We start from the raw sequence: 6,260 nt of genomic DNA on the forward strand, positions 1-6,260 counted from the left end.
GTCGCCCATATGTTCTCTTGTTAACCGGCGCTCGCATTGAGGCCGGACCGGTGGAGGCCTCAGAGTTAAGAGGCTCCGCGTTACATTGAAGGTCGCTTAGGGAAGGACCGTCGTTCGATGTCACGGATTTCTATGCTTTCCAGCCCGCTGCTCCTGGGTTTTGAGGAGATCGAGCGTCAGATCGATCGCGTCACCAAGGGCGCAGGCGATGGCTACCCCCCCTACAATATCGAGCGCATCGAGCCGCTGAACGGCGAGTCCGAGACCCTGCGAATCACTTTGGCAGTCGCCGGTTTCACCCGGGACCAGCTCGAGATCACGCTGACCGATAACCAGCTCATCGTTCGCGGGCGTCAGGTCGAGGAAAAGACTAAAAACTACCTCCATCGCGGCATCGCGGCGCGCCAATTCTCGCGCACATTCGTCCTTGCCGAGGGAATCGAGGTAAAATCCGCCGATCTGGCCGATGGGCTTCTCTCCATCGACTTGAAGCGCCTGGAACCTGAACGGCTGGTTCGCACGATCGAGATACGCGACAGAAATTAGCGTGCCTCAGCGTTGCATATGGAAAGGACTGGCTCCACTGTGCGTTTCTGCCAGCGGGGCATTCCCCGGGTGCCGAGAGCTCCAACTCCGATTTGGCTCGGCAGGAGCAGGGCCCGGCAACGAGAAGGGAGTTGCGTCATGACCGAATTCGATAAGACCTTGGCATCTCGCAGCGTCATGACCGAGCACGAGCTGGCGACGCTCGGCGACGGCGCTGTCGCCTACATCAAGATCCTCACCTCGGAAGAGGCCAGCCGTATGTTTCCGGCCATCGAAGGACTGCCGAAGGGGATCAACCTGTTCTCGTTGCATTCAGCCGACGGTACGCCCCTGGCGCTGACCGATACGCGCCAGGCCGCAGTCGGCCACGCCATCGACGACGATCTTGAGATCGCCAGCGTCCACTGACACTACGAGCTGATCGATTGATGCAAGGCTCCGGCACCCACCGGAGCCTTTTTTGTTGCCGGGGCAGTCACTCTTGGCCGCCGTCCGGCGGCAAGGCGCCTGCGCTCCGATCGCCCGAGCGCCTATCAGCGAGGCCGTGAATCGGCAGCGCAAGAATACCCGCGCCGTATGGCGCGGCTCTCAACTTGTTCGGCACCAGCCGCGAGCAACGCCGCTCACCGCTCGTGTCACCAAACAATCAAGTCCGATAGCTCGCGAACTGACCGCGCGCCTGGAACCGCTCGAGGTACGCCGGCACGATGGCACCGATCCCATGCGGCGCCGGGATCCCAATCTCGGCGAGCGTACGCTTCTCGCTCTTTGCCTCATCGCTGACGACGTTGTCCTTCTGCAGCAGCAGCACCTGGTCGTAGGTGACGGGGCGCAGCGCGTTCGGCAGCGGCCACGTGAGCAGTGCCTGCAGCTTCGCCATCCAGAACGGCATGCGCAGATAGCCGCGATCACGCCCGCTCCACTGTTGCGTCAGGTCCAGCAATTCGCGGAACGACAGCACCTCGGGGCCCCCCGCCTCATAGATTGTACCCGGCTTGCCTGCCCCATCTGCGATGTTGGCGACCGCCGCTCCCAGATCCCCGACGAACACCGGCTGAAACAGCGTCCGCCCGCCCCCAATCAGCGGCAGCAGCGGCGACATCCGCGCCATCGCCGCGAACCGGTTGAAGAATTCGTCCTCCGGACCGAACACCACCGACGGCCGAATGATGATGGCGTCGGGAAATTCTTCGAGCACCGCAGCCTCGCCCTCGGCCTTGGTGCGCGCATACCGCGAGCTGCCATGGGCATCGGCGCCAATCGCCGAGATATGTACGAGCTTCGTGGCACCGGCCTCACGCGCCGCCCTGGCGATGGCCCGCGGCCCATCCACGTGCACAGCCTTGAAAGTCTGCGCCCCGCTGCTGCTCAGCACGCCCACGGCGTTGACGACCAGCTTGGCGCCGGCAACGGCCCGGGCCACCGAATCTGGAAAGCGCACGTTGGCCTGCACCGGGGCCACCTGGCCCACAAAACCGGCCGTTTGCAGGAATCCAGCAAGATCAGGCCGCCGCTCGGCCGCGCGCACCCGCCAGCCCTGTTTGGCCAGCGCCGTGACCGCATACCGCCCTACGAACCCGGAGCCGCCGAAAACTGTTGCCAGTCCCCGATCGTCGAGTCGATCCGCCATCCCAGATGCCTCCCGAAAACCGGGCCCCCGCATAGGGCCGCAGTGCCCCTACCGATACACGAGGGGTACCTTCCCTGTGAAGGATGCGCGCGGCCGCACGAGGAAGAATTGACAAGCGGCCCAACGCTCTCTAACTGATCGCCTCCGTGCCCAGATGGCGGAATTGGTAGACGCACTGCTTTCAGGTAGCAGCGCCGCGAGGCGTGGAGGTTCGAGTCCTCTTCTGGGCACCACCCGACTTTCCCTCACGACGTTGTATTTATGGAGTGAATTGCTATCCTACGGTGATTCCGGGGCGTTTTGCTGCGTTGCTGACCTAACCCGTTACCCAACCTGCAGCACAACCGGATCACATTTTCATGCCCCGCGCCCGGCTGCTCGCGCCCCATAAGCGGCGCGGCTATTGGTACCTCGCAAGGAAGGTCCCGAAACGCTACCGTCACCTCGACAAGCGTTCAGTCGTCCTCCTCAGCACCACCATCGCCATAGCCGATGATCCCCGCGGCATTGCCGCCAGGGCTGCCGTGCAGCGCCTGAGTGATGAACTGGATGCGCGGTGGCGGTCACTGGCCAATGAACCCCTCGACGATCGAGAGCAGTTCGCGCGAACCGTCCAGATCACCACTGGCCACGGGCTGCCCTACAAGGAGCGTCACGAAGTCATCCAGCTTCCGCTACAAGACCTCATCCACCGACTAAGCATCCTGAAACAGGATACGCGCTCAGATACCGTGACAGCCATGCTCGGCGGCGCCTCGCGCCCGGCCATCATGCTTTCACAGCTTGTCGATGAGTACACTTCGGTGGTGGAAACCGAACTTCTCCAGAAGTCGCCCCGCCAACGCAAGAGATGGCGCCAGGAACGCGACACCGCGCTGGCGCTCTTCAAAGAGATCATCGGCGACGACCTTCCGCTCCATCAGCTGACGCGCCAGCACGCCATGGCCTTCCGCGACCATTGGAAGGCCAGAGCCATGACCGGCGCGGTGGACGTTTACACATGCAACAGAAACTTCGGCCGCATTTCAGCAATGCTGAAGGCCGTCAGCGACCATCACAGGCTGGAACTTGCCCATATTTTCCAAGGTCTGAGGCTTCTCGGGCAAAAAACCAAATCCCGCACCGCATTCGCTCCTGCCTTCATCCAAGACCACCTTCTTGCAACTGGCAGCCTCGACGGTCTCAACCATGAAGCACGCCGAATTCTCTACCTCATGGTGGAAACCGGCGTTCGCATCACGGAGGCTTGCAACCTCAACAAGACGACCATCATCCTCGACCACAAAATCCCGCACATCCGCATCCGACCGGACGGGCGCCAACTTAAGACGGATCAGTCGGAGCGAGATATTCCGCTCGTGGGCGTGGCTTTGATGGCGATGCGCGCGCAGCCCGAAGGCTTTCCCACCTATCACGACAAGGCGGATGTCGTGTCGGCCACGGTCAACAAGTTCCTTCGGGAAAATAAGCTACTGCCGAACGGCGAGACGCTCTATTCACTCCGTCACTCGTTCAAGGACCGCTTGAGGAAGGTGCGCTGCCTCGACGACGTCGACGCGTACTTGATGGGCCACAAAGGCAACCGCCCCAAATATGGCCAGCCAACTTTGGAAGACACCCTCTACTGGCTGGACGAAATGGCCTTCAAGCGATTGCCCTCACACATCTGAGCCTGCCCGCTTGCCTCTTGCAGTACGCGGCGCGCCCTTGCCAGGGGGTCTTCGCGCCGTGCCTTCTCCAGCTCCTGCTCGATGCGGTCGAGCACGCCGATGTACTGCTCGCCGAACTCGCTCACGATGTATGCAGCGAAAACTCGATAGGCCTCGAGTTCCTCGATGCTGACGTGACCTGATCGGGCAAGCGGTTTGCTCATGGCAAAAAGCATGAGCATCACAGCTTAGGACCGCAATCTCTTGTTTTTGCGATCAGAATACAGCCGCAGATCAACGTGCGCCGCCGTAGCTCACCGTAACTGACATTTTCGCGAGCCTGTTTTTTCGGTCGTTCAAGCCACTCGTTCAGATCGTCCGATACTGGATTTTTCTGTGCCATCGACGCCCGAGGTAGACGGGGCCACCACCCTCATACCGATAGCTTTCGAGTGCGCGGCCGATCGAAGCGATCATGACGGAGGAGGCTCAGCCGCTTAATCACGCTTGCGCATCTCAAGCCAGCTGTTCAAGTCAGCCTCGTCATACACGACAAGTCCCCGCCGCCCTGACCCCAAACGGTAATAGGGAGGACCGCCACCCTTGAAGCGCAAATCCTCCAGCGTCCGCGGACTGAGTTTCAAATAGTCGGCTGCTTCTCTGGTTTTGCAGAGTCGTTTACGCTTCTCGTCGCCGGCGCCCGCCGCTTGTGTTCCGCGCTTCTTGCCATCATTACTGTCGGTAGCAGACATAGCGAATCCGGATTTGAAATGGCCGATAATGACCTAAGCCAACTTCATGCCGCCTGCAATGATGCGCACGCACGCTACCGCCAAGCGCGGGCGAGTCTCGCCAAGGCCGTCGATAAAGCGCCGGACCATGAGGCAGTGTCGGAGATTGTCGATTCGATCCAGGAACTTGGCCTAAACGCGACGCTGGACAGGCTCAAGACGCGTGATCCGAAAGTTGCAGAGGCTGTCACCCAGCTCGTTGAGGCAGCGGATGCGCTGGATCTTGCCGTCGCCTCGCGGGAAAACGCATTTCAAGCTAAGGAGCCGAACCGAGAGCGCGCATACGTCGACGACGGCAGGGAATTTACGCTCGATCTAGACGCTGGGACGTCCACTTACCTCGACGATCCTGATCATCCCATCAAGGTCGCTATCGAGAAGATGGATAGGCTGCCCTACGACCATCAGGTGCTCCGGGCAACTGAGCTCGATGATGGTGACGATGAAGACGACGGAAGGAAAAAATCCCGGCGGCGATAACGTCGAGAGTTCAGCATCGCCGCGTACTCAGCAACGCGTACATCGGAAGCGATTTAGTCTTCTTTTTTGGCCAGCACCCGACCGGCGCTAGAACTGGACGCGGGATCCCTCGCGCACGCGAGGGGCCTTCGCACACCACTGGGTAACCGTTCAGAAGCGCGCGTTTGCTACGCAATGCCGGACCTCAGTGTCGCTCAGCACAGCTCAGCTGTCAAAGCGAGTGATGAGCGCTCCCGGTAGCAGACGCGCGCGTCTGACGCTCAGCGCGCCTCTTGTCCAAAGTGAACGATGAACGATTGGTCCCAATAGCTGCCATCGTGCCGCCGATGGTCGGCGTCCCCTGTGCCATCGCCGACCAGGCCCGCTCTTGGAGGTGAAGCGGCCGTCAGATGTCAATCTTCTCCGCAATCTCGATCGCATCGTCGACTTCGATGCCAAGGTAGCGCACGGTGCTCTCGATCTTGGAATGTCCAAGGAGGAGTTGGACCGCGCGCAGATTGCCGGTCCGGCGATAGATTAGAACGGCCTTCGTGCGCCGTAGCGAGTGGGTATCGAATTTGGCTGGATCGAGCCCGATGCTGGCCACCCATTCATGAACGAGCCGAGCGTACTGTCGGGTCGTGAGGCCATTTGAGCCTCCGCCTCGACCGGCAAACAGGAACCGACCCGACTTTCGTCCGTTCAGCCTCAGGTATTCATCTACAGCGAGGCGTGTTTGGTCCGTGAGTTCGAACCTCACCGGCCGGCCCGTTTTCTTCTGCCGAATGGTCGCGCGATCCGTGGCATATCCGCTCGGCGCCACATCATCGACGCGCAGGGCGACGACGTCACAGCCGCGAAGCTTGCTGTCAATGGCGAGATTGAACAGCGCGAGGTCGCGCTTGCGGTCCGCCATCTGTAGCTTTGTTCGGATGGACCAGACGTGGCTAGGCCGCAGCGGCGGCTTCGCCCCGATGAGCTTGCCCTTGTTCCAAGGCGGACGACGGGCGGTGTTCGCTTTGTCAGGTACCAGATCGTGTTCCATTGCTTTGTCTCCTTGTGTGGACATCGGGTAATCGCGGCGGAGCATGATCCTCCATAGTGCCGCGGTCAGAGCGCTATTGCTCGGCTCTTCGCACATCGGAGGCTGCTCGATGACCTGCTATGTCGGATTGGACGTGTCAC

General features: G+C 61.0%; 8 protein-coding genes and 1 tRNA gene. 5 read left to right on the plus strand and 4 right to left on the minus strand.

Going from position 1 to position 6,260, the window contains the following annotated elements:
• Positions 1-117 precede the first annotated feature (117 nt).
• Positions 118-546, plus strand: coding sequence for an Hsp20 family protein (locus NDB2M4_RS08770; RefSeq protein ID WP_072373196.1), 429 nt, complete (start codon positions 118-120; stop codon positions 544-546).
• 138 nt (positions 547-684) lie between these two features.
• Positions 685-954 carry a BQ00720 family protein gene (locus NDB2M4_RS08775; RefSeq protein WP_072373199.1) on the plus strand — a complete coding sequence of 90 codons (270 nt, stop codon included), beginning with the start codon at positions 685-687 and terminating at the stop codon, positions 952-954.
• Positions 955-1,192: 238 nt separating this feature from the next.
• Here NDB2M4_RS08775 and NDB2M4_RS08780 read toward each other — a convergent pair whose 3' ends face one another.
• Complete coding sequence (locus NDB2M4_RS08780; protein WP_072373202.1) at positions 1,193-2,176, minus strand: complex I NDUFA9 subunit family protein; 984 nt, start codon at positions 2,174-2,176, stop codon at positions 1,193-1,195.
• Between the two features lie 148 nt (positions 2,177-2,324).
• Between NDB2M4_RS08780 and NDB2M4_RS08785 the strand changes: the two genes are divergently transcribed.
• A tRNA-Leu gene (locus tag NDB2M4_RS08785) sits at positions 2,325-2,409 on the plus strand.
• Positions 2,410-2,535: 126 nt separating this feature from the next.
• Positions 2,536-3,846, plus strand: a complete 1,311-nt coding sequence (locus NDB2M4_RS08790; protein WP_072373205.1) for a site-specific integrase — start codon at positions 2,536-2,538, stop codon at positions 3,844-3,846.
• On the opposite strand, the gene NDB2M4_RS08795 is transcribed toward NDB2M4_RS08790, so the two are convergent.
• On the minus strand, positions 3,798-4,049 hold the full coding sequence (locus tag NDB2M4_RS08795) for a hypothetical protein (RefSeq protein ID WP_139247154.1): 252 nt from the start codon (positions 4,047-4,049) through the stop codon (positions 3,798-3,800). The genes NDB2M4_RS08790 and NDB2M4_RS08795 overlap by 49 nt on opposite strands.
• A gap of 273 nt (positions 4,050-4,322) precedes the next feature.
• Complete coding sequence (locus NDB2M4_RS08800; protein WP_072373211.1) at positions 4,323-4,577, minus strand: helix-turn-helix domain-containing protein; 255 nt, start codon at positions 4,575-4,577, stop codon at positions 4,323-4,325.
• Positions 4,578-4,595: 18 nt separating this feature from the next.
• Between NDB2M4_RS08800 and NDB2M4_RS08805 the strand changes: the two genes are divergently transcribed.
• Entirely contained in the window at positions 4,596-5,096 is a 501-nt protein-coding gene (locus NDB2M4_RS08805; RefSeq protein WP_072373214.1) for a hypothetical protein, read from the plus strand.
• A 385-nt stretch (positions 5,097-5,481) separates the two neighbouring features.
• Here NDB2M4_RS08805 and NDB2M4_RS08810 read toward each other — a convergent pair whose 3' ends face one another.
• Positions 5,482-6,120, minus strand: coding sequence for a tyrosine-type recombinase/integrase (locus NDB2M4_RS08810; protein WP_072373217.1), 639 nt, complete (start codon positions 6,118-6,120; stop codon positions 5,482-5,484).
• Between the last annotated feature and the right edge of the window lie 140 nt (positions 6,121-6,260).

The organism is Hyphomicrobium sp. NDB2Meth4 (genome assembly GCF_900117445.1).
Classification (GTDB): domain Bacteria; phylum Pseudomonadota; class Alphaproteobacteria; order Rhizobiales; family Hyphomicrobiaceae; genus Hyphomicrobium_A.